The organism is Pseudomonas sp. MS646 (assembly GCF_036693845.1).
Taxonomy (GTDB): domain Bacteria; phylum Pseudomonadota; class Gammaproteobacteria; order Pseudomonadales; family Pseudomonadaceae; genus Aquipseudomonas; species Aquipseudomonas chlororaphis_E.
Genome location: NZ_CP144763.1, coordinates 687,781 through 713,742, shown reverse-complemented (window position 1 = coordinate 713,742; position 25,962 = coordinate 687,781). Strand labels below are relative to the sequence as shown.

The 25,962-nt window shown below is 65.7% G+C and carries 26 protein-coding genes and 1 pseudogene; 23 read left to right on the top strand and 4 right to left on the bottom strand.

The annotated features are described in order from the left end of the window. Positions 1-79: 79 nt before the first annotated feature. Positions 80-730, top strand: a complete 651-nt coding sequence (locus tag V3H56_RS03085; protein ID WP_338474202.1) for a hypothetical protein — start codon at positions 80-82, stop codon at positions 728-730. Positions 731-767: 37 nt separating this feature from the next. Here V3H56_RS03085 and cobJ read toward each other — a convergent pair whose 3' ends face one another. Genes cobJ through cobG form a run of 4 tightly spaced genes read right to left on the bottom strand, consistent with a single transcriptional unit; the run spans position 768 to position 5,161 of the window. After that, positions 768-2,462 (bottom strand): precorrin-3B C(17)-methyltransferase, encoded by a 1,695-nt coding sequence (gene cobJ, locus V3H56_RS03080; RefSeq protein ID WP_338474201.1) that lies wholly within the window; start codon positions 2,460-2,462, stop codon positions 768-770. Continuing rightward, entirely contained in the window at positions 2,462-3,196 is a 735-nt protein-coding gene (locus V3H56_RS03075; protein ID WP_185057686.1) for a precorrin-2 C(20)-methyltransferase, read from the bottom strand. The genes cobJ and V3H56_RS03075 overlap by 1 nt, the downstream gene beginning before the upstream one ends. After that, complete coding sequence (locus tag V3H56_RS03070; RefSeq protein WP_042730474.1) at positions 3,193-3,819, bottom strand: precorrin-8X methylmutase; 627 nt, start codon at positions 3,817-3,819, stop codon at positions 3,193-3,195. The genes V3H56_RS03075 and V3H56_RS03070 overlap by 4 nt, the downstream gene beginning before the upstream one ends. Further along, positions 3,812-5,161, bottom strand: a complete 1,350-nt coding sequence (gene cobG / locus V3H56_RS03065; protein WP_338474200.1) for a precorrin-3B synthase — start codon at positions 5,159-5,161, stop codon at positions 3,812-3,814. Before cobG ends, V3H56_RS03070 begins: the two co-directional genes overlap by 8 nt. Positions 5,162-5,660: 499 nt before the next feature. Between cobG and cbiE the strand changes: the two genes are divergently transcribed. The 22 genes and pseudogenes from cbiE (at position 5,661) to V3H56_RS02955 (ending at position 25,918) form a co-directional block, all read left to right on the top strand. Then, a complete protein-coding gene (gene cbiE / locus V3H56_RS03060) occupies positions 5,661-6,872 on the top strand; it encodes a precorrin-6y C5,15-methyltransferase (decarboxylating) subunit CbiE (RefSeq protein WP_338474199.1) in 1,212 nt (403 codons plus the stop codon). Further along, positions 6,865-7,962, top strand: coding sequence for a cobalt-precorrin-5B (C(1))-methyltransferase (locus V3H56_RS03055; RefSeq protein ID WP_042730471.1), 1,098 nt, complete (start codon positions 6,865-6,867; stop codon positions 7,960-7,962). The genes cbiE and V3H56_RS03055 overlap by 8 nt, the downstream gene beginning before the upstream one ends. Continuing rightward, the gene (locus tag V3H56_RS03050) at positions 7,959-8,687 is read left to right on the top strand and encodes a cobalt-precorrin-6A reductase (RefSeq protein WP_042730470.1); all 729 of its coding nucleotides are present in this window, start codon (positions 7,959-7,961) and stop codon (positions 8,685-8,687) included. The genes V3H56_RS03055 and V3H56_RS03050 overlap by 4 nt, the downstream gene beginning before the upstream one ends. Beyond that, positions 8,671-8,798 (top strand): annotated as a pseudogene (locus tag V3H56_RS03045) (addiction module antidote protein); the annotation flags it as partial. The gene V3H56_RS03050 and the pseudogene V3H56_RS03045, both read left to right, overlap by 17 nt. Before the next feature lie 292 nt (positions 8,799-9,090). Further along, a complete protein-coding gene (locus V3H56_RS03040) occupies positions 9,091-9,489 on the top strand; it encodes a DUF2946 domain-containing protein (RefSeq protein ID WP_123579462.1) in 399 nt (132 codons plus the stop codon). Between the two features lie 48 nt (positions 9,490-9,537). After that, positions 9,538-10,017, top strand: a complete 480-nt coding sequence (locus V3H56_RS03035) for a copper chaperone PCu(A)C (RefSeq protein WP_338474198.1) — start codon at positions 9,538-9,540, stop codon at positions 10,015-10,017. A 56-nt stretch (positions 10,018-10,073) separates the two neighbouring features. Continuing rightward, entirely contained in the window at positions 10,074-10,472 is a 399-nt protein-coding gene (locus V3H56_RS03030) for a DUF2946 domain-containing protein (RefSeq protein ID WP_338474769.1), read from the top strand. A gap of 80 nt (positions 10,473-10,552) precedes the next feature. Further along, positions 10,553-12,679: a TonB-dependent copper receptor gene (locus V3H56_RS03025; RefSeq protein WP_338474197.1), complete on the top strand. Its 2,127-nt coding sequence runs from the start codon at positions 10,553-10,555 to the stop codon at positions 12,677-12,679. Between the two features lie 191 nt (positions 12,680-12,870). Then, positions 12,871-14,250, top strand: coding sequence for a PepSY domain-containing protein (locus V3H56_RS03020; protein WP_042730021.1), 1,380 nt, complete (start codon positions 12,871-12,873; stop codon positions 14,248-14,250). A gap of 200 nt (positions 14,251-14,450) precedes the next feature. Further along, positions 14,451-15,239, top strand: coding sequence for an ABC transporter ATP-binding protein (locus V3H56_RS03015; RefSeq protein ID WP_123579461.1), 789 nt, complete (start codon positions 14,451-14,453; stop codon positions 15,237-15,239). Then, the gene (locus V3H56_RS03010) at positions 15,236-16,183 is read left to right on the top strand and encodes an ABC transporter substrate-binding protein (protein ID WP_047736030.1); all 948 of its coding nucleotides are present in this window, start codon (positions 15,236-15,238) and stop codon (positions 16,181-16,183) included. The genes V3H56_RS03015 and V3H56_RS03010 overlap by 4 nt, the downstream gene beginning before the upstream one ends. Then, positions 16,180-17,190 carry an iron ABC transporter permease gene (locus V3H56_RS03005; protein ID WP_123579459.1) on the top strand — a complete coding sequence of 337 codons (1,011 nt, stop codon included), beginning with the start codon at positions 16,180-16,182 and terminating at the stop codon, positions 17,188-17,190. The genes V3H56_RS03010 and V3H56_RS03005 overlap by 4 nt, the downstream gene beginning before the upstream one ends. A gap of 327 nt (positions 17,191-17,517) precedes the next feature. After that, complete coding sequence (gene urtA, locus V3H56_RS03000) at positions 17,518-18,783, top strand: urea ABC transporter substrate-binding protein (protein WP_042730017.1); 1,266 nt, start codon at positions 17,518-17,520, stop codon at positions 18,781-18,783. A gap of 158 nt (positions 18,784-18,941) precedes the next feature. Next, complete coding sequence (urtB, locus tag V3H56_RS02995; protein WP_042730016.1) at positions 18,942-20,444, top strand: urea ABC transporter permease subunit UrtB; 1,503 nt, start codon at positions 18,942-18,944, stop codon at positions 20,442-20,444. Next, on the top strand, positions 20,444-21,523 hold the full coding sequence (gene urtC / locus V3H56_RS02990; protein WP_042730015.1) for an urea ABC transporter permease subunit UrtC: 1,080 nt from the start codon (positions 20,444-20,446) through the stop codon (positions 21,521-21,523). Before urtB ends, urtC begins: the two co-directional genes overlap by 1 nt. Further along, a complete protein-coding gene (urtD, locus tag V3H56_RS02985; protein ID WP_123579457.1) occupies positions 21,520-22,392 on the top strand; it encodes an urea ABC transporter ATP-binding protein UrtD in 873 nt (290 codons plus the stop codon). The genes urtC and urtD overlap by 4 nt, the downstream gene beginning before the upstream one ends. Positions 22,393-22,514: 122 nt before the next feature. Then, positions 22,515-23,213: an urea ABC transporter ATP-binding subunit UrtE gene (urtE, locus tag V3H56_RS02980; RefSeq protein WP_047736036.1), complete on the top strand. Its 699-nt coding sequence runs from the start codon at positions 22,515-22,517 to the stop codon at positions 23,211-23,213. Positions 23,214-23,243: 30 nt separating this feature from the next. Then, on the top strand, positions 23,244-24,086 hold the full coding sequence (locus V3H56_RS02975) for an urease accessory protein UreD (protein ID WP_042730012.1): 843 nt from the start codon (positions 23,244-23,246) through the stop codon (positions 24,084-24,086). Between the two features lie 145 nt (positions 24,087-24,231). Continuing rightward, a complete protein-coding gene (gene ureA, locus V3H56_RS02970; RefSeq protein WP_042730011.1) occupies positions 24,232-24,534 on the top strand; it encodes an urease subunit gamma in 303 nt (100 codons plus the stop codon). A gap of 8 nt (positions 24,535-24,542) precedes the next feature. Continuing rightward, entirely contained in the window at positions 24,543-25,076 is a 534-nt protein-coding gene (locus tag V3H56_RS02965; RefSeq protein WP_042730010.1) for a GNAT family N-acetyltransferase, read from the top strand. A 6-nt stretch (positions 25,077-25,082) separates the two neighbouring features. Continuing rightward, positions 25,083-25,616: a GNAT family N-acetyltransferase gene (locus V3H56_RS02960; RefSeq protein ID WP_042730009.1), complete on the top strand. Its 534-nt coding sequence runs from the start codon at positions 25,083-25,085 to the stop codon at positions 25,614-25,616. Beyond that, the gene (locus tag V3H56_RS02955; RefSeq protein ID WP_042730008.1) at positions 25,613-25,918 is read left to right on the top strand and encodes an urease subunit beta; all 306 of its coding nucleotides are present in this window, start codon (positions 25,613-25,615) and stop codon (positions 25,916-25,918) included. The genes V3H56_RS02960 and V3H56_RS02955 overlap by 4 nt, the downstream gene beginning before the upstream one ends. Positions 25,919-25,962: the final 44 nt, after the last annotated feature.

Genomic DNA, 25,962 nt, shown 5'->3' with positions numbered 1-25,962 from the left:
CGATTCAAACAATGCGGAGGCTGCGCTATAAAAAACATCGCAACCTACTCACGTTGTTATTTGTACTGGAGCAAACTTCATGAGCCCTGCAACTTTCTCGGGACTGGTCACAGGCCCGAACTTATTTTCTTATATCGGCGCTTTGCACCTGCAAGAGCACGATGACCTTGCCGACTGCCACAATATCGCGACGAAATCGGCGGACCTGGCCCACCACCGCTATCTCGCCGCCAAAGACTGGTTCGAAGAATACGTGCGCACCCTCTGGTTCCTCGGGTGGTCGCTGTACGGCGACGCCATCAACACCCGCACGGCCCATGTCGTCGCCGGTTCCGTGGCGGACTTCCTGGTACAGAGTGCGGCCGCGATGAAAGATGTACGCCAGGCGAATGCGATGATCGACACGCTGGACAACTTGCAGTCCGATCACGGGGCCCTGTCATCCTTCGATGGCGAAACCCGCCAGGGAGAAACCTTCCAGGTCATCCCGGCGCGTTACGACGCACAGGGCCACCTGAACATCGCCCTTTACAAACTCGAACTGAAGGTTGAAACCAGGCGCAGCCGGTTCCTGTTCTGGCAATGGGAGAAACGCTCGGCAACGATCGTCCAGCAACGGGCCTTCCTGCAACTGGACAGGCGCGAATTCGAGGCCAAGCGGGCCTTGATGAAAAAGCACCTGGAGGCCCACCGCATGCGGCGGTTTACCTTGAAGAAAACCGCCCGATGAAGCGGCCGGGCATCAAGCGATTGCGCCGGCCGTTGGCTCACGCGCCGGGCTTTTCGCCATACCAGCGCGGCGTGTACACCCATTCGCCGCCCCCGCTGCGCGGGAACACACAGGTGGTGGAGGAACCGATCAGCACCATGGTGCGCATGTCCACCTGGTCCGGGGTCAACTGCCCCAGCGTCGTGACCCGCAGGGTCTGGCCCGGGCGGCCGATGTCACGGCCCAGCACCACCGGCGTCTGCGCGGTGCGGTGCTGCGCGACGATCTCCAGCGCCCGCCCCAGTTGCCAGGGCCGAGATCGGGAAATCGGGTTGTAGAACGCCAGGGCCAGGTCCGCTTCGGCCGCCAGGTCCAGGCGCTTTTCGATGATCGACCACGGCTTGAGGTTGTCCGACAGCGACATCACGCAGAAGTCATGGCCCAGCGGCGCGCCCGCCTGGGCGGCCGTCGCCAGCGAGGCCGAGACCCCGGGAAGGATCTGCAGGTCGACCGCGTGCCAGCGGGCATCCGTTGCCTCGTGCAACGCTTCGAGGACGGCGGCGGCCATGGCGAACACGCCCGGATCGCCGGAAGAGACCACCACCACGGAACGCCCCTGGGCTGCCAGTTCGAAGGCATGGCGGGCGCGCTGCATTTCTTCGCGGTTGTCGGTGCAGTGCTGCACCTGGTCGGCCCGGAAAGGGCCGGCCATGCGCACGTAGGTTTCGTAGCCCAGCACATCGGTGGCGCGATCGAGCTCGGCGCGCACCGCCGGCACCATCAACTCGGCAGCGCCGGGGCCCAGGCCGATCACCGCCAGACGCCCGCGCGGGCGACCGATTCGCTGCGGGTCGACGGGCTGCTCGGCCACCGCGACGGCACGTTCGCCCCACACCCGGACCGACGCCGGCTGACCGAGGGTTGCCCCCAGCCATGGGCCAATATCGCCCTCGGCCGGCGCAAACCGCAGCGGTACATTCAGGGCTGCCGCCGCGTCATGCAATTCGCCACGGGCCATGTCGCTGTCCGCCGCCAGCAGGCAGGCCAGCGACTGCACCGCCAGGCCAGCCTCCTCCAAGGTCTCGGCGATGGCCGGTGACGCGCCCGCCGCCAGCGCGACCACGACCGTGCGCGGGTAGATGCGCAACTCGTCCGCCGCCGGCATTCCCGCGGCGCTGTCGACGCGAATCGCCAACCGTGCCTGTGGGTGCTGGGGCAACTGTGCCGGGTCCAGCCACGGCGCGGCCCCGTCGATACGCACCGACGCCCCGGCCAGCAGGTCGGACACGAAGCGCTTGCCCTGCTCCAGGTCGCCGAGGTGATAGCCGCTTGGCGGATTGAGCAGGCAGGTGCCGAAACGCAGTTCGCCGCTGGTGGTGATCGCCGGTGCCACTTGCAGCGCCTGGGCGATTTCCCGGGCCATGACATTGACCCCGCCCAGGCCACCCAACAGTGGCACCACGGCACTGCCATCCTCGCCCACCGCCAGCACGGGCGGCTCCTGGCCTTTTTCCAGCAGCAGCGGCGCCAGGGTGCGAATGACGATGCCGGCGGCGCACAGGGCGATGATCGGCGTGCCCTGTTGATAGAACGCGCGCAGGGTCGCGCCGAACTCGGCGTAGGAACGGTCCGCCCCTTCGACCCGCCCGGCCAGGCCATGGATCAGGGCGTGCGGGTAGCACTGCTGCAGACGCCGGGCCGTGGCGAGACTGCCCGGCCCCAGGATGACGATGGCGGGAGCGCTGGACGTCATCAACCCTGCCACCGTTCGCCCGGCACGATGATCAACGAGAAGTACGGCGAGGACATCGGTTCGACGTCATCCAGCGGCACGATCTTCTGGTTGGCCATGGTCGCCCGCTCGACATACAGCGCCCGCCCATCGAGGCCCAGTTCCTGGAGCACCTGGCGGACCTTGGGGAAGTTGCGCCCCAGCTTCATGATCACCGCCGCATCGGCGTCGGCCAAGCGGCGCTTGAGTTCTTCATGGGGCAACACGCCGGAGAGCACCGACAGGCTCTGGTTGCGGTACACCAGCGGCGCGCCGAGCACCGAGGCACCACCCAGCATCGAGCACACGCCCGGAATGACCTCGGCGTCGTAGCGCTCGGCCAGGCGATCGTGCAGGTACATGTAGGAGCCGTAGAAGAACGGATCGCCCTCGCAGATCACCGCCACGTCGCGGCCGGCATCCAAGTGCACGGCCAGCTGTTCAGCGGCGGTGTCGTAGAAGTCGGCGATGACCTGCTCGTAGGACAGCGGCGCCGGCAACGCTTCGGTGGTCACCGGGTAGACCAGCGGCAGCAGGGTTTGCGCGTCCTGCAAATGGGCTTCGATGATGCCGAAGGCGTTGCCTTTCTTGCCCTTGGCGACGAAGTACGCCACCACCGGCGACTCGCGCAGCAGGCGCAGGGCCTTGACGGTAATCAGTTCCGGGTCACCGGGCCCCACGCCGAGGCCGATCAGACGTCCAGGCTGCTGCATCATTCAACCTCCGTGGCGAGGGCGTTGACGGCGGCCGCGGCCATGGCGCTGCCGCCCAGCCGGCCCTGCATGATCACGAACGGTACGCCGCGACTGTTGGCCGCCAGCATCGCCTTGGACTCGGCAGCGCCGACGAAGCCCACCGGGAAGCCCAGGATCAGCGCCGGTTTCGGGGCGCCGGCGTCGAGCATTTCCAACAGGTAGAACAGCGCGGTCGGCGCATTGCCGATGACCACGACGCTGCCTTCCAGATGCGGCCGCCACAGTTCCAGGGCGGCGGCAGACCGGGTGTTGCCCAGTTCGAGGGCCAGCGCCGGCACGCGTTCGTCACGCAAGGTGCAGATCACCGGGTTGTTGGCGGGCAGGCGGGCACGGGTCACGCCTTCGCTGACCATCCGCGCATCGCAGAGGATCGGCGCACCGGCGGCCAGCGCCTGGCGTCCGGCCGTGCCGGCACCTTCGGAAAACTGCAGACCGTCGACGGCTTCGACCATGCCGCAGGCGTGGATCACCCGCACCGCGAGTTTCTCCAGGTCGGCCGGAATGCGCGCCAGGTTGGCCTCGGCGCGGATGATCGCGAAGGAGTTGCGATAGATCTCCTGACCGTCGCGGATGTAATCAAGCATCAAGGGGGCTCCGGGGGCGAGCGGCGAGCCAGTGGCCGACCGCTTCAATAGTCAGATTGTGCGCCTGCAACGCGCCGAAACCCGGCAGCGTGGCGTCGCGAAGATACAGGTCGTAGCGACCGGGGGCGACCGCCAGCAAGGTGACGGGCGCGGTGTGGGCCGCCGCGCAGGAGCGCGGGCACCCGGACAGGTGAACCTTCAAGCCCCGGCCATGGTGTTGCAGCCACCCGGCCAACTGCCGGGCATCGTCCTTGGTGTCGGCCAACGCCTTGCCGCAGCCGCTGGAACCGGTGCAGGCGATCAGTTGTGCCAGGGGTTGGTCCACCGCGTTCAGCAGGCCCAACCCTGCGAGACGCGCCAGCACCTCGTCCGCGTCCTGGCGACGGACATTGGGCAGCAGCAGGCTTTGCCAGGGCGTGAAGCGCAGCGTGCCGTCCCCTCGCTCCCGGGCCAATTGCGCCGCGCCGCGCAACATGCCGGCGTCGAGCCGGCCGAGGGGCGCTGCAGCGCCGACATAGCAGCGTTCGTCGTGCTGGGCGTGAATGCCGATGTGCAGGCCATCGCTGGACGCCCCTCGCCGCCAGCCGCTGCACGGGTGCAACGAGATGCGGCGAGCCAGTCGCTGGATGAATTCAGCGTGGGGACATTCGGCCAGCAGATGACGCATGCGTATCTGGTCCGGGCGCGCCAGGTCGAGGAACAGCTCCAGCACCGCCACCACCAGGCCGTGCCCTTCGGCCAGGGGCACGGCGCCGGCCGGTTCGTCCCGGGGCGAACCGGCCAGCCCGAACGCCAGCCAAGGTTCGTCGCCGCGTACCCAGGCCGACAGCCACAGGTCATGGTGGTGATCGAGCATCGCCAGCGCCTCGCCGCCGTCCAGTTGCACGGCGAACTTGGCCGACAGCTCCGGGAAGCGTTCGTGGGTTTGCAGGGTGACGAGAATCTCGGCGGCCAGCGCACGGGTATCGAACAGCGCCTGTCGATCGATGCCGGCCGTGGGGCTGAGCATCAGGTTGCGCACGTCGTCGCCGGCCGGTTTGCGTGGGCCAAGGCCGGCGGCGAGCAAGCACTCGATCAGGGCGGCGTGCTCGGCACCGATCCCGCGGATCTGCAGGTTGGCCCGGTTGGTCGCCTCGATCACCCCACCGGCGAACCGCTCGGCCGCCGCCGCCACGGCCTCGGCCTGGTCGGCCTGGATGGCGCCGCCGTCGAGCTTGATCCGGCAGATTCCACCGTCCAGCGCCTGGACGACGCGCAGCAACCCCGGACAACCCGAGGGACGCATGACGCTGGAGGATGGATGTTCGTTCAAGGGACAACCGGTCAATGAGACACGCCGCATCGGCGAAGGAGCGCCATTATGCCTGCTTTGCCGGGGGGCATGAAAAGCTTGCCGGTCGGATTGTGCGCCGCGGCGTCAAGAATCCGGGCGTTCGGGCTGGGGCATCGCGGTTGAAGGTGCCGCCGTCTTCGCGGGCAAGCCCGCTCCCACAATGTTATTTGGCAGGCTCGATATGTGTGTGTCCGCCACAGATCCCCTGTGGGAGCGAGCTTGCTCGCGAAGAGGGTGGGTCAGTCGATGAAGAGGTTGACTGACCCTCCGCCTTCGCGGGCAAGCGCACCCCCACAGTGTTATTTGGCAGACTCGAGATGTATGCCCACCACAGATCCCGTGTGGGAGCGAGCTTGCTCGCGAAGGCGGGCTGGCTGAGACGCTGATGTCGGATGGCAAGCCTTGCTCCCACGGGTTCGCATGCTGATCAGGGCGCGCGGTATGATGGCGGCCCGGTTTGCGGGGGCGAGACTTCGCCGACCCCATCCACCTGATTCGAGGAACAGAGATGACCCCCTGGCTGACCGTAGTGGGCATCGGTGAAGACGGCTTCAAGGGCCTGGGCCGCACGGCTCGCCATGCGCTGCTGCGGGCTTCGCACATTGTCGGCAGCCCTCGCCAGCTGGCGCTGTTGCCGGTGTGCATCCGCGGCGAACGGGCATCGTGGCCCAACCCGTTTTCCCTGGACCCACTGCTGGCGCGACGGGGCGAGCCGGTGTGCGTGCTCGCCAGTGGCGACCCCATGTTCTATGGCGTCGGCGCCAGCCTGTCCAGGCAGGTCCCGGGGGATCAGATGCTGATCATCCCGGCACCGTCTTCCTGCTCACTGGCGGCGGCGCGCATGGGTTGGCCGCTGCAAGAGGTGGTCACCCTGTCGCTGGTGGCGCGGCCCCTGGCGGCGCTCAATGCGCACCTGTCCACCGGCGTCAGGCTGCTGCTGCTGAGCAATGACCGCCACAGCCCCGCCGCCGTGGCGGCCTTGCTGCGCGAACGTGGGTTCGGCGCCAGCCGCATGAGCGTGCTGGAACACCTCGGCGGCACGGCGGAACGCCGCATCGACGCCACTGCCGAGCAATGGCCCGACGCGGCGGTTGCAGACCTCAACCTGATCGCCCTCGAATGCCAGGCAGAGCCGTCGGCGTTGCGCCTGTCGCGCCTGGCCGGGTTGCCGGACAGCGCCTTCGAGCACGACGGCCAGTTGACCAAGCGTGATGTGCGCGCCGTGACCCTGGCACGCCTGGCCCCCACGCCGGGTGAGTTGCTCTGGGATGTCGGCGCCGGCAGCGGTTCCATCGGTATCGAATGGATGCGCGCCCACCCCAGCTGTCGGGCCCTGGCGATTGAAGCCGACGAAGGCCGCCAAGGCTTGATCGAACGCAACCGCGACCGCCTCGGCGTGCCGGGCCTGCACCTGATCCGCGGCCGGGCCCCGCAAGCGCTGGAAGGACTGGAGCGCCCGGACGCGGTGTTCATCGGCGGCGGTGTCACCCGCGAAGGCGTGCTCGATGCCTGCTGGGCGCAACTCAAGCCCGGCGGTCGGCTCGTGGCGAACGCCGTGACGCTGCAAAGCGAGATGACCCTCATGGACTTTCGTGAACGCCACGGCGGCGAACTGACCCGGCTCCACATCGCCCAGGCCCAACCACTGGGCGAGTTCGACACCTGGCGCCAGGCGTTGCCGATTACCTTGCTGGACCTGACGAAACCCCTCGATGCGTGACGAAACCGCCGAACAACCCGCGCCCCTGCGCAGCGGCCTGACCACCGGCAGTTGCGCCACGGCCACCAGCCTGGCGGCCGCTCGATTACTGCTGCGCGGCACCGAAGCCGATGCCGTGGACATCGTACTGCCCAAAGGCAAGCAGGTGCAGATGCGCCTGGAGTTCTGCCGGCTGACCGAACAAGGCGCCGAAGCCGGGACGATCAAGGACGCCGGCGATGACCCGGACGTGACCCACGGCGCCCTATTGTTTTCCCAGGTGCGCTTGATCGCCGAGCCCGGTGTACGTTTCATCGCCGGCCGCGGCGTCGGCACCGTGACGCGGCCGGGGCTGGTGCTGGCCGTCGGGGAGCCGGCGATCAACCCGGTGCCGCGCAAAATGATCAGCGATCACCTCGGCCGACTGGCCGAAGAGACCGGCTACACCGCCGGTTTCGAAGTCACGGTCAATGTCGAGGGCGGTGAAGCCCTGGCGCTGAAAACCATGAACCCGCGGCTGGGGATCCTGGGCGGCCTGTCGATCCTCGGCACCAGCGGCATCGTCCGGCCGTTCTCCTGCGCGGCCTACATCGCCTCGATCCACCAGGGCATCGACGTGGCGAAGACCAACGGCTACCTGCACATCGCCGCCTGCACCGGCAATGCCAGCGAAGACACCATGCGCCGGGTCTACCAGTTGCCGGAAATCGCCCTGATCGAAATGGGCGATTTCGTCGGCGCGGTGCTCAAGCACGTGCGCAAGGTCCCGGTGGACAGGCTCAGCCTCTGCGGCGGCTTTGGCAAAATCAGCAAGCTCGCCGCCGGCCACATGGACCTGCACAGCCGTCATTCGAGCATCGACCTGCCGCAACTGGCCGGTTGGGCCGCGGCGATCGGTGCCGACGAGGCCTTGCAGCAGGGCATCCGTGCCGCCAACACCAGCCAGCAAGCCCTGGCGATGGCCAGCGCGGCCGGCATCGCCCTCGGCGACGCCGTGTGCGAACACGCCCTGGCCTTCGCCCGCAGCGTGGTGCCGGCGCAGGTTCAAGTCGAAGTCTTTGCCATCGATCGCCAGGGCGGGATCGTCGGCCACGCCGGAGCCTTTACATGAAACGCATCCTGCTGCTGGGCGGCGTCACCGAAGCCCTGGCGATCGCTCGCACCCTCGGCCCGTCCCACATCTACAGCCTGGCGGGCGTGGGTCGCGTGCCCACCGACCTGGCGTGCCAGGTACGTGTCGGCGGCTACGGCGGTGCGCAAGGCCTGGCGCAATTCATCCGCGAGCAAGGTATCGACCTGTTGCTGGATGCGACGCACCCCTACGCCGCGCAAATCAGCCACAACGCCGCCCAGGCGGCACGCACCTGCGCCATTGCGTGCTGGGCCCTGCGCCGTCCGGCCTGGCAACCCCAGGCCGGCGATGACTGGCGCGAAGTGGCCGACTGGGCCGAACTGACCCAGGCCCTGCAACCCTTCCTGCGCCCGCTGTTCACCCTCGGCCGCGAACCGCTGCAACATCTGCACGAAATTCCCCCCGGACAATTCTGGACCCTGCGCGCCCTGGACATGTACCCCGGCAACGAACGCTGCGAAGTCATCGGCGCCCGCGGGCCGTTCCACATTCAAGGCGAGCGCGAACTGTTCGAGCGACGGCAGATTGATGTACTGGTCAGCAAGAACAGCGGCAGCACCGCCACCGAACCCAAGCTGGAAGTGGCGCGCGAGCGTGGAGTGCCGGTGCTGGTGTTGAAGCGGCCTGTGTTGCCGGAGGTGGATCGAGTGTTCGAGACGGCAGATCAGGTGCTGCAGGGGCTGCGGCATTTGGTCGGACTATAAACACACAATTGTCGCGCCAAGTGTGATCCGGAGTTCGCGAAAATTCTGCTGGATGAAGCCGCTACTCTATTTTTGAACGGAGAGCAGGAGATGGCGAGGATGATCCTTCGCAATGTCTTCATTGCTATCTGAACCCTGTGGCGAGGGAGCTTGCTCCCGCTGGGCTGCGCAGCAGCCCCAAGCAGGCGAACGTTCTTTTCCTGATAGACCGCGGTGTTCAATTTCAGGGCCGCTTCGCGCCCCAGCGGGAGCAAGCTCCCTCGCCACAACAGCATGCACTTACAAAACTATTGCTACTGTTAATGCAAACCCTGCGACCCTACACCGCACATGGCTTTTTTACTTATCCCCCCCGATCAGGCTAAATACCGCCACCTGATCGCCCAACCGAGCGGATTCGCCCATGTCCCGACAACGGCTTGCATTTGCCTGGATCGCCTGCTTCGCAGTGCTGTTCAACATGCTTGCCATGCCGCTTTCCGGCAATGCGGGGGCGAAAGCGGAGGCCCCGGTCGAGCAACTGTTGTGGGGCAGCTTCTGCTCCTCCAGCGGCACGAAGATGATGGCGATTTCCCTGGGCAAGCTTGAACAGGGCACACCCCGCAACGATGATCACTCCACCATGCAGCATTGCTGGTGCTGCGCAGGTTCGACGGTCCTGACGGCTCTGAGCGGGCATGTCCCGCAGTTGTACCTGGACGCGCAACCGGCCCACCGCACCGCCTCCCAACGCCCGCTCGACAGCCCCACGCCGCGCCAGCAATGGCCGAACCTCAACCCCCGCGCTTCACCCCTGGTGTGATGGCTGTGCACGACAACACCGTGTCCTGAATCATTCCGGAGAATCACCATGTTGAACCGTCTTATCCTGCTGGCTGCCCTGCTGCTTCCCGTTGGCCTTGCCCAGGCTCATCAATACAAGGCTGGCGAACTCGAGATCGCCCACCCCTGGTCCCAGGAACTGCCGCCCAACGCGCCGACCGTGGCCGCGTATTTCGTGATCCACAACGCAGGCGCAAGCGCGGACACCCTGCTGGGCGTCGACTCGCCGATCGCCGGCAAGGCAGAACTTCACGAGCATGTGAAGCAAGACGACCTGATGAAGATGCAACCGGTGCCCACTGTCACGATTGCCCCTGGCGCGACCGTCACGTTCGCCCCGATGGCTTATCACGTGATGCTGCTGGACCTGAAGGACCGCAGCCTGCTGACTGACGGCAAACGCTTTGCCATGACCCTGCATTTCGAGAAAGCCGGGGATGTCACGGTCGACGTGGCGGTGCAGAAGAAAGCCCCGGACGGGACTAAAACCGAAGCCCACACGCACTGATCGCACCGCCCATGCCCTTGTCCCGCGCCAGGCATCACATGCCCCGTCGTCAGCCCATGAGCCTGACACGCGGCAGCTGGATCAGCCTGTTCGCCATGCTGATGATCTTTATCGGTCCACTGGTTTCCCAGTCGATGCCGATGGATCAGCGCATGCCTTCGTCCATGGCCATGAGCATGACCATGGACATGGAGATGTCGGCGAGCGCCCACGCCGGGCATGAAGCCCCCGCCGCCGAACACTGCCCGCCGCAAAGCGAGCATCACGCGCTGTGGGAGAAATGCGGCTATTGCAACCTGCTGTCCAACTGCCCGGCGCTGCCTGGCGGCCACGGTTTCAGCGTCTTCGACACGCCGCCGGCCCTGACCTTCACCAGCCCGTCCCCCCGCCTGGGCCATGCCCGGCCGTCGTTCTTCCCGGGTGCTCGCACCCGCGCACCACCCCTCGCAGCGTAAGCCCGACACCTCACCAACCGGTCGCACAAGAGCCACAGGCCACCCGACCGTGTCGTCTACGTCTGTTCGATGGAATCATCATGTCCAGGTTTTCTGCCGGCATCGCTTTGGGCTCCGCCCAGGCCAACTGCCCCCCGAATGAGCCACGGGTTCGTTTACCCTCCACAGTCGCCGCCCTGTGCGGCTTGCTACTGACCCCTCACGCCCTGGCCGATGAGCACGATCATCATCAAGGCCAGGTTGAAGAACTGAGCCCGACGGTCATCACCGCCATTGCGCCCAGCTCACCCCTGACCGTCGTCACCAACCCCAAGGACCCACGCCAGCCCGTACCGGCCAGCGACGGCGGTGACTACCTCAAGACCATTCCCGGCTTCGCTCTGGTGCGCAACGGCGGCACCAACGGTGACCCAGTGTTGCGCGGCATGTTCGGCTCACGGCTGAATATCCTCACCAACGGCAGCATGCTGCTGGGGGCCTGCCCCGGTCGGATGGACGCGCCGACGTCCTACATCTCGCCGGAAACCTACGACAAGCTCACAGTGATCAAGGGCCCGCAGACGGTGCTCTGGGGCCCTGGTTCGTCCGCCGGGACCATCCTGTTCGACCGCGAGCCGGAGCAGTTCGGCGAACTGGGCACCCGGGTCAACGCCAGCGTGCTGGCCGGTTCCAACGGTCGCTTCGACAAAGTGCTGGACGCCGCGGCGGGCGGGTCGCTGGGCTACGTACGGGTGATCGGCAACACCGCCCATTCGGACGACTACCGCGATGGCAACAACGACACGGTGCCGTCGCGCTACGACAAGTGGAACGGCGACGTCACCCTGGGCTGGACACCCGACGCCGATACCCTGCTGGAGCTGACCGCCGGCAAGGGCGACGGCGAAGCGCGCTACGCCGGGCGCGGCATGGATGGCTCGCAGTTCAAGCGCGAAAGCCTCGGGCTGCGTTTCGAACGCTCGAACCTGGGCGAGGTGCTGGACAAGGTCGAGGCCCAGGTCTACTACAACTACGCCGACCATGTGATGGACAACTACACGCTGCGCACGCCGTCCGGCACCGGGATGATGGCCGGGCCCATGGCCTCCAACGTCGACCGGCGCACCCTCGGCGCGCGCATCAAGGCCACCTGGCGCTGGGCCGATGTGCAACTGATCAGCGGCCTCGACGCCCAGGTCAACGAACATCGCCAACGCAGCAGCATGGGCGTCGACACCTACAAAGAGCTACCACGCACCAAGGATGCCGACTTCCACAACTACGGCGCGTTCAGCGAGCTGACCTGGTACGCCGCCGACCGCGACAGGTTGGTCACCGGCGCCCGCCTTGACCGGGCCTCGGCCAAGGATTACCGGCAGAGCATCGGCTCCGGCATGATGGCCCGGCCCAATCCCACCGCCGACGACACCCGCTCCGACACCCTGCCCAGCGGCTTCGTCCGCTACGAGCACGACCTGGCGGACAGCCCGACGACGGTTTACGCCGGCCTGGGGCATGCACAGCGTTTCCCGGACTACTGGGAGCTGTTCTCGGCGAACGCCGGCCCCAGCGGTTCACGCAACGCCTTCGACGCGATCAAGCCGGAGAAGACCACCCAACTGGATGTCGGCCTGCAATACAAGACCGAGACCCTCGAAGCCTGGGCCTCGGCGTATGTCGGGCAGGTGCGCGACTACATCCTGTTCGACTACACGCCCGGCATGATGGGCAGCACCTCCCGGGCCGAGAACATCGACGCGCGGATCATGGGCGGTGAGCTCGGCGCGGCCTATCAGTTGACCGAGCGCTGGAAGGCCGATGCGACGCTGGCCTACGCCTGGGGCAAGAACAGCAGCGACGGCAGTGCCTTGGCGCAAATGCCGCCGTTGGATGCCCGCCTGGGCCTGACCTACAGCGCCGACCGCTGGAGCGCCGGTGCGCTGTGGCGCGTGGTGGCGGCGCAGCACCGGGTTGATGAGAACAAGGGCAACGTGGTGGGCAAGGACTACGGCACCAGCTCAGGGTTCGGGGTCTTCTCCCTCAACGGCGCCTATCGCATCAATCAACACTGGAAGGTCAGCAGCGGCGTCGACAACCTGTTCGGCAAAGCCTATGCCGAGCACCTGAACCTGGCCGGCAACGCCGGGTTCGGCTACCCGGCCAGCGACCCGCAAGCCATCAACGAACCGGGGCGCACGCTCTGGACCAAGGTGGATATGAGTTTCTAACCAGCACCGGAGATCTGTCAGCAAGGACACCACTGTGGGAGCGAGCTTGCTCGCGATAGCGAAGGTACATCCAACATCGATGCAAGCTGAACCATTGCTAATCGCGAGCAAGCTCGCTCCCACGGGGTTCGTTTCCACCTTGACTGACCGCCCAACATAACAATCCAATTTGCCCCGCGGAGCGCTTTTTCATGAGCCAACCGAAACCGAATTTCTACAACCTGGCCTGGCGCTGGCATTTCTATGCCGGGCTGTTCGTGGCGCCGTTCATGGTGATGCTGGCCCTGACCGGCATCATTTACCTGTTCAAGCCACAACTCGATCCACTGATGTACGGCAGCCTGTTGAACGTGCCGGCCGGACACCACACCCTGGCGGCGGATGACCTGCTCAAGCAGGTTCGCCAGGCCTACCCCGAGGGCCAGGTCAAACAGTACCTGCCACCGATCAACGCCGAGCGCAGCGCGCAATTCGTGGTGATCGACAAGGGCCGCGAACTGAACGTGTTCATCGACCCTTACCATGGCGACGTCCTCGGCGAACAGGATGCCAAGAACAACCTGCAGGCCATGGCGCGGGCCATTCACGGCGAGTTGCTGATCGGCACCGTCGGTGACCGTCTGGTGGAAATGGCCGCCGGCTGGGGGGTGGTGCTGGTGGTCTCGGGCTTGTTCCTGTGGTGGCCGCGCGGGCAGTCGTCGGCCGGCGTGCTGTGGCCTCGCTGGAACGCCCGCGGCCGCTTGTTCTGGCGCGACCTGCATGTGGTCATCGGTTTCTGGGGCGCGGCCTTGCTGTTGGTGATGCTGCTCAGCGGCATGACCTGGACCGGCTTCTGGGGCAAGCAATACGCCGATCTCTGGAACCGCTTCCCGGCGGCGATGTGGAACGACGTCCCCAAGTCCGACGTCGAGGCGGGCAGCCTCAACAACGCCCACCGCCAGACCGTGCCCTGGGCCATGGAAAACACCCCGATGCCGATGTCCGGCGACCACGCCGAACACATGAACCACGGCGGCGCCCACGAAGGCCCCGCCGCACCGACCGTCAGCCTGCAAGCGGTGCAGGACATCGCCCGCGAGCGCAACGTGGAACCGGGCTACAGCATCACCCTGCCGACCACATCGACCGGCGTGTTCACCATCGCCGTGTTCGCCGATGACCCGCGCAACGACGCGACGCTGCATGTCGACCAATACACCGGCAAGGTCTTGGCCGATGTGCGCTGGGCCCACTACAGCGTGGTCGCCCGCGCCACCGAGACCGGCGTGATGCTGCACGAGGGCAAGATGTTCGGCCCGGTGAACCAGATCCTCGTGCTGCTGATTTGCCTGATGATCCTGCTCAGTGCCGTCAGTGGCCTGGTGATCTGGTGGAAGCGCCGGCCACAGGGCAAGTTCGGCGTGCCGCCCTTGCGTCACGAGCTGCCGACCTGGAAGACCGGGGTCTTCATCATGCTCGCCCTGGCGGTGGTGTTTCCGCTGGTGGGCGCCTCGCTGGTGGTGGTGTGGCTGCTGGATCGGCTGGTGGTGCGCGCCAATCGCCGGGCTGAGGTGGCTTCATCTTCAAGTTGAAGACACCGCGTTAACGGAAGGCGGCGCGAAACCTCTACAATCGCGCCGCCTGTCCAAGCTGAACACAGGTCAACTGTGGGAGCGGGCTTGCTCGCGAAGGCTTTGTGTCTGTCATATCAATGTTGAATGTACCGACGTCTTCGCGAGCAAGCTCGCTCCCACAATGGAACGGTGTCGCCCCCAAAACTTCGAGTGAACAAATGACCTCGCTGACCCTCTCCCACCTCGCCTGGACGCCCCTGGGCCATGGCCACTGCCATCACCAGTTCCAGCTGCGTGACGTCACGTTGCACGTGGCGGCCGGGGAGTTCGTCGGCTTGATCGGGCCCAACGGCAGCGGCAAGACCAGCCTGCTGCGCTGCGCGTATCGCTTCAGTCGGCCGGAACACGGCGAGGTCACGCTGGCGCATCACAACGTCTGGCAGCAATCCTCACGCTGGTGCGCCCAACGCATCGCCGTGGTGCTGCAAGAGTTTCCCGACGCCTTCGGCCTGAGCGTGGCGGAAGTCGTCGCCATGGGCCGCATGCCCCACAAGGGCCTGTTCGACGGCGACAGCCAGGAGGATCGACGCCTGGTCCTCGCCGCGCTGGCCTCGGCGGGGCTCGAAGGCTTCGAGGACCACGGATTCGCCACGCTGTCGGGCGGTGAAAAGCAGCGGGTGATCCTGGCCCGCGCCCTGGCCCAGCAGCCGCAACTGCTGATCCTCGATGAGCCGACCAACCACCTCGACCCGCATTACCAACTGCAATTGCTGCAACTGATCAAGGGGCTGGGCATCGGCACCCTCGCCAGCCTCCATGACCTGAACCTGGCCGCCGCGTTCTGCGACCGGCTGTACGTGATCGATCACGGTCGCGTCGTCGCCAGCGGCACACCCGCACAAGTGCTGACCGTGGAGCTACTGCGCGACGTGTTCGGCATCGACGCCCTGGTGGACGAACACCCTTTGTCCGGCTACCCACGAATCACTTGGATAACCCAACCATGACCTCGCGTTTTCTGCTGTTGCTCGCGCTGCTGCTGGGCAGCGCCCCGGCCCTGGCCGACGCCACCCACTACCCGTTGACGATCCAGAGTTGCGACCGCCAGGTGGTGTTCGACCAAGCCCCCCGGCATGCCGTCAGCCACGACATCAACATGACCCAGATGATGCTCGCCCTGGGCCTCAAGCCCCGCATGGTCGGCTACAGCGGTATCAGCGGCTGGAAGTCGGTGACCCCCGAAATGGCGAAGATCCTCGACGGCCTGCCGGAACTGGCGGCCAAGTACCCGTCGGTGGAAACCCTGCTCAATGCCGACGTGGATTTCTTTTTCGCCGGCTGGGACTACGGCATGCGCGTGGGCGGCGACCTGACGCCGCAGACGCTGCAACCGCTGGGCATCAACGTGTACGAGCTGACCGAGTCCTGCGCGTTCGTGATGAAGCGCCCCGCCGCGTCGTTGGACGACACCTACAACGACCTGCGCAATCTGGGCAGGATCTTCGATGTGCAGGATCGCGCCAACCAATTGATCGCCTCGATGCAGGCCCAGGTGGCCGACATCCGCCAGCACCTGCCCACCCGGCAACCCCGTGTGTTCCTGTACGACAGCGGCGAAGACCGGGCCATGACCTCCGGGCGCCTGGGCATGCCCCAGGCGCTGATCGAAGCGGCCGGCGGGCGCAACATCCTCGACGACCTGGAGACCAGTTGGACCCGGGTGAACTGGGAGAACGTGGTCGAGCGCAACCCCGAGGTCATCGTGATCGTCGACTACGGCGAAGTCAGCGCGCAGCAGAAGGAACAGTTCCTGCTGAACCACCCGGCCCTGCAATCGGTGGACGCCATCAAGCAGCGGCGCTTCATCGTGATCCCCTACGTCCAGGCCACGCCGGGCATCGATAACGTGCTGGCGGTACGGACCCTGGCGCAGGGCTTTCACGCCCAATGAACAGCCGTCGCTATGGCGCACTACTGATCGCCCTCGGCGCGCTGCTGCTGGTGTCGTGCGTGGTGTCCCTGGGCTTCGGCCCGGCGCGGGTGCCCGTGGCGGTGGTCTGGGACATCCTGCTGAACAAGGTCTTTGGCGTGGGCAGCGTGCATTGGACCGCTGGCCAGGAACACATCGTCTGGCTGATCCGCGTGCCGCGCCTGCTGCTCGGTGCCCTGGTGGGCGCGGGGCTGGCGTTGATCGGCGCGGTGCTGCAAGCGGTCACGCGCAACCCGCTGGCCGACCCGCACCTGCTGGGGGTCACGTCCGGGGCGACCCTGGGGGCGGTCATCGTCGTGCTGCATGTCGGTGAACTCATCGGCCTGTTGACCTTGCCCCTTGCCGCGTTCATCGGCGCGTTGCTGAGCATGCTGCTGGTGCTGGCGATCGCCAGCCGACAGGGGCGCCTGGAAAGCGATCGCTTGCTGCTGTGCGGCGTGGCCGTGTCCTTCGTGATGATGGCGGCGGCCAATCTGCTGCTGTTTCTGGGTGACCACCGCGCCAGTTCCGCGGTGATGTTCTGGATGCTCGGCGGCCTGGGCCTGGCGCGCTGGGAACTGCTCGCCGTGCCGGCCGCCAGCGTGCTGCTGGGGCTGGTGTTGCTGCTGGGCATGGCCCGACCGCTGAACGCCCTGATGGCCGGCGAACAGACCGCCGTGACCCTGGGCCTGAACGCCGCGAAAGTGCGACTGTGGATCTTCCTGATCGCCTCGCTGATGACCGGGGTGCTGGTGTCCATCAGCGGTTCGATTGGCTTCGTCGGGCTGATGGTCCCGCACATCGCCCGGCGCCTGGTGGGCGCCGAGCATCGTCGCCTGCTGCCCGCTTGCGTGCTGCTGGGTAGCCTGTTCCTGGTGTGGGTGGACGTGGCCGCCCGCACCTTGATCGCGCCCGAGGACCTGCCGATCGGCGTCGCTACCGCCGCCATCGGCGGGCTGTTCTTCATTGGGTTGATGCGCCGGCGCTGAACCCTCCTCCTTCCCCGGCTTGCACAGTGACCTGTGGGAGCGAGCTTGCTCGCGATGGCGGTGGATCAGCTAGCAGAGATGTGACTGACACTCCGCTATCGCGAGCAAGCTCGCTCCCACAAAGGCTGCAATCCTTCGCCCCAACGTGGCGCATCTGATCGCACCCGCGTCCACACAGCGCTCATTCGTGGTGCGCCCGCTCATTTTTCCCTCTGCACCGCCCCGTATTCCCAAGCCTTTTCCCGACCGGGCACACCCCTTGCAAAAGCACCTTCAGCGTCCGCATCTGCCAACCAAGAAAATCCATAAGTCCACGGAGATCGCACCATGAAGCGTCGTAGCTTGATCAAGGCTTTTACACTCTCGGCAAGCATTGCCGCTATGGGCATGGCCTGGACCGTCCAGGCCGCCGAGACCATCAAGGTCGGCATCCTGCATTCGCTGTCCGGCACCATGGCGATCTCCGAGACGTCCCTCAAGGACATGGCCCTGATGACCATCGACGAGATCAACGCCAAGGGTGGAGTCAACGGCAAGAAGCTCGAGGCGGTGGTGGTAGACCCGGCGTCGAACTGGCCGCTGTTCGCGGAAAAGGGCCGCCAGTTGCTGACCCAGGACAAGGTCGCCGTGGTGTTCGGCTGCTGGACCTCGGTATCGCGCAAATCGGTGTTGCCGGTGTTCGAGGAGCTCAACGGCCTGCTGTTCTACCCCGTGCAGTACGAAGGCGAAGAGATGTCGCCGAACGTGTTCTACACCGGCGCCGCGCCAAACCAGCAGGCGATTCCGGCCGTGGAATACCTGATGAGCGAAGACGGCGGCAGCGCCAAGCGCTACTTCCTGTTGGGCACCGACTACGTCTACCCGCGCACCACCAACAAGATCCTGCGCGCGTTCCTGCATTCCAAGGGTGTGGCGGACAAGGACATCGAAGAGGTCTACACCCCGTTCGGCCACAGCGACTACCAGACCATCGTCGCCAACATCAAGAAATTCTCGGCCGGCGGCAAGACCGCCGTCATCTCCACGGTCAATGGCGACTCCAACGTGCCCTTCTACAAGGAACTGGCGAACCAGGGCCTGAAAGCCACCGACGTGCCGGTCGTGGCGTTCTCGGTGGGCGAGGAAGAACTCCGCGGCATCGACACCAAGCCGTTGGTGGGCAACCTGGCCGCGTGGAACTACTTCGAATCCGTGGATAACCCGGCGAACAAGAAATTCGTCGAAGCCTGGAAAGCCTACGCCAAGGCCAAGAACCTGCCGGGCGCCGACAAGGCGGTGACCAACGACCCGATGGAAGCCACTTACGTCGGCATTCACATGTGGGCCCAAGCGGTGGAAAAAGCCAAGTCCACCGATGTCGACAAAGTGCGTGAAGCCCTGGCCGGCCAGACCTTCGCCGCCCCGTCGGGCTACACCCTGACCATGGACAAGACCAACCACCACCTGCACAAGCCGGTGATGATCGGCGAGATCCAGGCCGACGGTCAGTTCAACGTGGTCTGGCAGACCGAAGGCCCGATCCGTGCCCAACCGTGGAGCCCGTTCATCCCCGGCAACGACAAGAAGCCCGACTATGCGGTGAAGAGTAACTGAGCCCATGGGTGTCGGCCCCAATCCCCGGGCCGACACACAACCCCTGTGGGAGCGAGCTTGCTCGCGATAGCGATGGATCAGCCAGAAGAACAGTGACTGACACACCGCTATCGCGAGCAAGCTCGCTCACACAAAAAGCACTGCGCAAGGCCTCGCATATGCCCACCGCCCTTTACCGCCTCATCCTCGCCCTGGTGCTGCTGTTGCCACTGGAGGCCCACGCCGGTGACGCCGAAGACTTCGTCGCCGCCAACCCGACCCAGCAGGCCAGGCTCCTGGAAGACTGGGCCGCACAACCCGCGCCCGGACGCGTCGAGTTGATCAACGCCTTGGCGCAAGGCCAGTTGACGATCGACGGCCAGCCCAAGACCCTGCGCCTGAACAACCGCTTGCGCGGGCTGATCGAAACCGCCCTGGCCAGCCATCAACTGTTGGCCACCGATGCACGCCTGCGCCTGGGCGCCGCCCAACAACTGCAAAAAAGCGCGCGCCCTGCCCAACTGGCGTTGCTCGACCGGCAACTGGCCGGCGAGCAGGACGAAGCGGTGCACGCCGCCCTGAGCCTGGCCCTGGCGAACCTGCAACTGGTGGACGCCAACCCGAACGTGCGCCTGGCCGCCGTCCGGCTGCTGGGTGAAACCGGCGACCCGCTGGCCCGCACGCGGCTCGAAGGGCTGCTGGAGCCAGGCGTCGAAACCGATGCCAACGTGCGCACCGCCGCCGAAACCAGCCTGGCCCAGGTCAAGCGCAAGCTGCTGGTGGGCGAGCTGCTGGGCCAGGCGTTCAGCGGCATGTCCCTGGGCTCGATCCTGCTGCTCGCCGCCCTCGGCCTGGCGATCACCTTCGGCCTGCTGGGGGTGATCAACATGGCCCACGGCGAGATGCTGATGCTCGGCGCCTATTCCACCTACGTGGTGCAGATCCTGTTCCAGCGCTTCGCCCCGAATGCCATCGAGTTCTACCCGCTGATCGCCCTGCCGGTGGCGTTCTTCATCACCGCCTCCATTGGCATGGCACTGGAGCGCACGGTGATCCGCCACCTCTATGGGCGCCCACTGGAGACCCTGCTCGCCACTTGGGGCATCAGCCTGATGCTGATCCAACTGGTGCGCCTGGTGTTCGGCGCGCAGAACGTCGAAGTGGCCAACCCGGCCTGGCTGTCGGGCGGGATCCAGGTGTTGCCGAACCTGGTGCTGCCGTACAACCGCATCGTGATCATCGCCTTCGCGCTGTTCGTGGTGGCGCTGACCTGGCTGCTGTTGAACAAGACACGCCTGGGCCTGAACGTGCGCGCCGTAACCCAGAACCGCAACATGGCCGCTTGCTGCGGCGTGCCCACCGGCCGCGTGGACATGCTCGCCTTTGGCCTCGGCTCGGGCATCGCCGGACTCGGTGGCGTGGCCCTGAGCCAGATCGGCAACGTCGGCCCGGACCTGGGCCAGGGCTACATCATCGACTCGTTCCTGGTGGTGGTGCTCGGCGGTGTCGGCCAGTTGGCCGGTAGCGTATTCGCCGCGTTCGGCCTGGGCATCGCCAACAAGATTCTCGAACCGCAGATCGGCGCCGTGCTCGGCAAGATCCTCATCCTGGCGTTGATCATTCTGTTCATCCAGAAGCGTCCGCAAGGCCTCTTCGCGCTCAAAGGACGGGTAATCGACTGATGAACCAGCCCCTGATGCTCACGGCCGCGCAAAAGGCCGGCCCCAAAGTCACCCTGGCCCTCGGCGCGTTGATCCTCGCGCTCCTGTTGAGCCTGCCGCTGTTATCGCTGCTGACGGCGGACCACCCGTTGCACGTCTCGGCCTATACCCTGACGCTGGTGGGCAAGATCCTCTGCTACGCCATCGTCGCCCTGGCGCTGGACCTGGTCTGGGGCTACGCCGGCCTGCTGTCCCTGGGCCACGGCCTGTTCTTCGCCCTGGGCGGCTATGCCATGGGCATGTACCTGATGCGCCAGGCCGCCGGCGACGGCTTGCCGGCCTTCATGACGTTCCTGTCGTGGAGCGAGCTGCCCTGGTACTGGGCCGGCACCGACAGCTTCCTCTGGGCCCTGTGCCTGGTGGTGCTGGCGCCGGGCCTGCTGGCGCTGGTGTTCGGCTTCTTCGCCTTTCGTTCGCGGATCAAGGGCGTGTACTTCTCGATCATGACCCAGGCGCTGACGTTCGCCGGGATGCTGCTGTTTTTCCGCAACGAAACCGGTTTTGGCGGCAACAACGGCTTCACCAACTTTCGCACGATCCTGGGCTTTGGCATCACCGAACCGGGAACCCGGGCAGTGCTGTTCCTGGCCACCGTGCTGTTGCTGGTGGCCAGCCTGTTCATCGGCTGGCGCCTGGCCCGCAGCAAGTTCGGCCGGGTGCTGACGGCCCTGCGGGACGCCGAGAACCGCCTGATGTTCTGCGGCTACGATCCCCGCGGCTTCAAGCTGTTCGTCTGGGTGCTGAGCGCGGTGCTGTGCGGCCTGGCCGGGGCGTTGTACGTGCCCCAGGTGGGCATCATCAACCCCAGCGAGATGTCCCCGACCAACTCCATCGAAGCCGCCGTGTGGGTCGCCCTCGGCGGACGCGGCACGCTGATCGGTCCGTTGCTGGGCGCCGGCGTGGTCAATGGCATGAAGAGCTGGTTCACGGTGGCGTTCCCCGAATACTGGCTGTTCTTCCTCGGCGCGCTGTTCATCCTGGTGACCCTGTATTTGCCCAAGGGCGTAATCGGGTTGCTGAAGAAAAGGGGCGAATCATGAGAATCACACCCTCGGCCGAATTCATGCTCGAACCCGTCCTCGACCCCTCGCTCGATGCCAACCGGGACTCGGGCAGCAGCCGTGACGCCATCGGCCTCGGCCAGGCCGCCGGCAAGGGCCTGAACACCCGCCACGGGACGATCCTGACCCTGGAAGACATCAGCGTCAGCTTCGACGGCTTCAAGGCCCTGAACGACCTGAACCTGTACATCGGCGTCGGCGAGCTGCGCTGCATCATCGGCCCCAACGGCGCAGGCAAGACCACTTTGATGGACGTGATCACCGGCAAGACCCGGCCCAGCCATGGCAAGGCCTGGTTCGGCGAAACCCTCGACCTGACCCACATGAGCGAAGTGCAGATCGCCCAGGCCGGCATCGGGCGCAAGTTCCAGAAACCGACGGTGTTCGAAGCCTTGAGTGTGTTCGAGAACCTGGAGCTGGCCCTCAAGGCCGACAAGTCGGTGTGGGCCAGCCTGCGGGCGACACTCAACGGCGAGCAGCACGACCGCATCCGCGAAGTGCTGGATACCGTTCGCCTCGCCCCGTCGCTGCATCGCGCGGCCGGGTTGCTGTCCCACGGGCAGAAGCAGTTCCTGGAGATCGGCATGTTGCTGGTCCAGGACCCGCAACTGTTGTTGCTGGACGAACCCGTGGCGGGCATGACCGACGCCGAGACCGACTTCACCGCCGAGCTGTTCAAGTCCTTGGCGGGCAAGCACTCGTTGATGGTGGTGGAACACGACATGGGCTTCGTCGGCAGCATCGCCGACCACGTGACGGTATTGCACCAGGGCAGCGTGCTGGCCGAAGGGTCGCTGGCGCAGGTGCAGGCCGATGAACGGGTCGTTGAAGTTTATTTGGGAAGATGAATCGGCCAGCTTCGAGCCGCAAGCTTCAAGCGGCAAGTGAAAGCAAGTCCTACACCGTCCCGCTCTTACTTGAAGCTTGAAGCTTGAAGCTTGCCGCTTGAAGCCCTACGAACGGAGTTCAAATGTTACAGGTCCAACACCTTCACCAGTACTACGGCGGTAGCCACATCCTGCGGGGCCTGTCGTTCGACGTGAAGGTCGGCGAGGTGACGTGCCTGCTGGGACGCAATGGCGTGGGCAAGACCACCCTGCTCAAATGCCTGATGGGCCTGCTCCCGGCCAAGGAAGGCGCGGTGAATTGGGAAGGCAAAACCATCACCGCGTTCAAGCCGCACCAGCGGGTCCATGCCGGCATCGCCTATGTGCCCCAGGGCCGGGAGATTTTCGGCCGGCTGACCGTGGAAGAGAACCTGCTCATGGGCCTGTCGCGCTTTCCCGGCGCCGAGGCCCGGGAAGTGCCGGCGTTCATCTATGAGCTGTTCCCGGTGCTGCTGCAAATGAAACACCGCCGTGGCGGCGACCTGTCGGGCGGCCAGCAACAGCAGCTCGCCATCGGCCGGGCCTTGGCCAGCCGGCCGCGCCTGTTGATCCTCGACGAGCCCACCGAAGGCATCCAGCCCTCGGTGATCAAGGAGATCGGCGCGGTCATCAAGAAACTGGCCGCCCGGGGCGACATGGCGATCTTGTTGGTGGAACAGTTCTACGACTTCGCCGCCGAGCTGGCCGATCAGTACCTGGTGATGTCCCGGGGCGAGATCGTGCAGCAGGGCCGCGGAGAAAACATGGAAGCCGAGGGTGTGCGCGGACTGGTTACGATCTAGTCTGTAGCGTCCTGACGATAATCAGAAATCATGAACCTACCCGTATCCGCGCCCGCCCTGTTCACCCCCCATTGGCACGCCGAGCTGGACCTGGGCTATGCCCGCTTCGGCGACAGCACACGCCCGGTGCAACGCCGCCATCACGGCCCGTTGCGGGTGCAGAAGCACCTGTACGCCGAAGGCCCCGAGGTGTGCCAGCACATCATCGTCCACCCGCCCGGCGGCATAGCCGGCGGCGACCGCCTGGACATCCAGGCCCACGTCGGCCCCGGCGCCTGGGCGCAACTGACCAGCCCCGGCGCGGCCAAGTGGTACCGCGCCGCGAGCCCGGCGTACCAGCACCTGGCGCTGAGTGTCGATGCCGGGGCGACGCTGGAATGGTTGCCCCAGGAAACCATCGTATTCAGCGCGGCCCAGGCCGAGCTCAGCACCACCGTCGACCTGCAGGGCGACGGGCGCTTGTTCTACTGGGACATGGTTGCCCTCGGCCGACCGGCCAGCGGAGAGCGTTTTGACCTCGGGCATTTTCAATCGCACCTGGACATCCGTCGCGACGGCCGCTTGCTCTGGCACGAGCGCCAGCGCATCGTCGGCGGCGATGGTTTGCTCGACTCGCCCATCGGGCTCGGCGGCGATCCAGTGTTTGCCACGTTGTTGGTGACCGGTGAGATCGATGGCGACTTGCTGGAACAGTGCCGCTCCCAGGGCCACGCCGTGCGTGGCGACCTGACGCAATTGCCTGGGCTGGTCGTGGCGCGGTGCCTGGCGAGCGAGGCGTTGCTGGCGCGGGGCTGGTTGATTGAGCTGTGGCGGTTGCTCAGGCCTGCATTGCTGGGACGAGAAGCCGTACCCCCTCGGATCTGGAGCACATGAGATCCTGTGGGAGCGGGCTTGCTCGCGAAGACGGCGTGTCAGCCAACTCAAATGTTGAATGTGAGTCCGCCTTCGCGAGCAAGCCCGCTCCCACAAGGGATGAGTATCCCGCCCCAAATTATTTATCTGCCCTTATGGATTACACATGGACCTGACCCCACGCGAAAAAGACAAGTTGCTGATCTTCACCGCCGGCCTCGTCGCCGAACGACGGCTGGCCCGTGGCTTGAAGCTCAACTACCCGGAGGCCATGGCCTACATTTCCGCCGCCCTGCTCGAAGGCGCCCGTGACGGCCAGACCGTGGCCGAACTGATGCATTACGGCACGACGTTGCTGAGCCGCGAGCAGGTGATGGACGGCATTGCAGAGATGATCCCGGAGATCCAGGTCGAAGCGACGTTTCCCGATGGCACCAAGTTGGTCACCGTCCACCAGCCCATCGCCTGAGGCCCGCCATGACTAGCCACGTTCGTGATGCCCAACCCACCGACCTGCCGGCGATCCGCGATATCTACAACGACGCCGTGCTCAACACCACCGCGATCTGGAACGATGCGCCCGTCGACCTGGACAATCGCCAGGCCTGGTTCGCCGCCCGGCACGCCCAGGGCTATCCGGTGCTGGTCGCCGTCGACGGCGAGGCCAATGTGCTCGGCTACGCTTCATTCGGCGACTGGCGGCCGTTCGACGGTTTCCGCCACACCGTGGAGCACTCTGTGTACGTGCGCAGCGACCAGCGCGGCCAAGGCCTGGGCCCGCTGCTGATGAGCGCACTGATCGAGCGCGCAAAGGCCTGCGGCAAGCACATCATGGTCGCCGCCATCGAAAGCGGTAATGGCGCCTCGATCCGCCTGCATGAGCGGGCCGGTTTCGTCATCACCGGGCAAATGCCCCAGGTGGGCACCAAGTTCGGCCACTGGCTGGACCTGACCTTCATGCAGTTGAACCTCAATCCCGGAGCGCCCGCGCCGGCTGCCAACAAGGAGTGAACCCCGATGAACGCCGCCCAGTTGCGTCGAGTCCACGCTGAAAGCTTTGCGCATTATCGCCAGGGCCTGATCGATCTGTTGCTCGACGCCGTCGGCCATGGCGCCAGCGTGGGGTTCATGGCCGACCTGGATGCCGCCCAGGCCCGTGCCTATTTCGATGAGGTCCAGGCCAGCCTCAACCAGGGCAGCCTGCTGCTGTGGGTGGTGGTCAAGGACGAGCAGGTGCAGGCCAGTGTCCAACTGGCCCTGTGCCAGAAACCCAACGGACTGAACCGCGCCGAGGTGCAGAAGCTGCTCGTGCGCGGCGAGGCCCGTCGCCGCGGCCTCGGCCAGCAGTTGATGAATGCCCTGGAGCTCGGCGCGCGCCAGTGCAAACGCGGCTTGCTGTACCTCGACACCGCGGCGGGCTCCGAGGCTGAAGCCTTCTACCGCGCCATGGGCTACACCCGCGTCGGCGAGCTGCCCGATTACTGCCAGACCCCGGACGGCACCTATTCGCCGACCGCCATTTACTTCAAGACGTTGGGACAACCGCAATGATTCCAGGCCAATACCAGGTCCAGCCCGGCGACATCGAACTCAACGTCGGCCGCCGCACGCTGACGCTGACCGTCGCCAACAGCGGTGACCGGCCGATCCAGGTCGGCTCGCACTACCATTTTTTCGAAACCAATGACGCCCTGACCTTCGACCGCGCCGCCAGCCGCGGCATGCGCCTGAACATCCCGGCCGGCACCGCCGTGCGCTTCGAGCCGGGGCAGAGTCGGGAAGTCGAGCTTGTCGATCTGGCTGGGTTGCGGCGAGTTTACGGGTTCGCGGGACGAATCATGGGCGACTTGTAGACTTCAGCTGCAAGTCTCTAGCTGCAAGCTGCAAGAAACAGCGG